At 51.5% G+C, this 878-nt stretch carries 1 protein-coding gene; it reads left to right on the top strand.

Going from position 1 to position 878, the window contains the following annotated elements; translation table 11 throughout:
• The first annotated feature begins 180 nt into the window (after positions 1-180).
• Positions 181-786: a hypothetical protein gene (locus tag JIN78_RS16775; RefSeq protein WP_200393151.1), complete on the top strand. Its 606-nt coding sequence runs from the start codon at positions 181-183 to the stop codon at positions 784-786.
• Positions 787-878: the final 92 nt, after the last annotated feature.

Genomic DNA, 878 nt, shown 5'->3' with positions numbered 1-878 from the left:
ACGGTAGTTGGTTTGGTTTGGTTTTTGCGACCTCACGCTCACGCGTGGGCCGACCAACTACCACCTCTATTTTAACGATGACGGGGACACTTCCGGACGGGGTGGGGGCAGGGGGAATCGGGACCTGGCTATATGCACTGGTTTCAGCCGGTGGAAGAAAGCGAGGCTTATGCAGGAATGGTGAATAGTTATCTCCACGTTGGAGTGGAGCGGGGATTGCCTTTTTTGGTGGGGGTTCTAGGAATGGCATTGGCGATTGTGAGTTTGGCGTTTGTCTGTGCGTCAGACCGGAATCTTCAGAAGAGTAAGCGGGATCTCGCTCATCTCTTGGGTGGTTTAGCTGCTTCTCTGCTGGTGTTTTTTGGAGCTAACTTTTTCAGCACGTTATGGATTTTTGAAAACCTTTGGTGGTGGCCACTAGCGAGTGCTCTAGGGATTTTTTGCGGAGCATGGTGGCTGAGAGGGAGAGGGGTTTTTCCTCTCCTAGGGAAGGTGGCGGGTTGTTCTGCTGGAGTAGCGCTATTTTTTGGGGCTGTCCTCTATGGGGCTTCGCTATCGATCGAAAACGGCCTGCTAATCGAGCGCCAAGGCGGAGCAATTTCTGTGGTCAATAAGAACTATCAGGAAGAGGTGAGGAGGAAGATTCTTGTTTTGCCAGACCGTTCAACGCTTGGTGAAAATTGGGGAAAAGAGGTTCGTCGCCTGATACAGGATGAGAGCTTCCAAGATGCCGAGGTGGTGGTCTCTTTGGAGGATGTCGAGTTATCGGCGAGGGTAGGCTATTGAGGTGCAAGGGATTTTTGGACCACTTTTGGTTTAGTTTTTGTAGAAGTTGCTCTCGAATGCGACCGGGGTTTGGTAGCCGATCGAGGAGTGTT

The sequence above is a fragment of the Roseibacillus ishigakijimensis genome (assembly GCF_016595415.1).
Classification (GTDB): Bacteria; Verrucomicrobiota; Verrucomicrobiia; order Verrucomicrobiales; family Akkermansiaceae; genus Roseibacillus; species Roseibacillus ishigakijimensis.
Note: the sequence above shows the minus strand (reverse complement) of the source record. Positions and strands in the feature narration are given on the sequence as shown.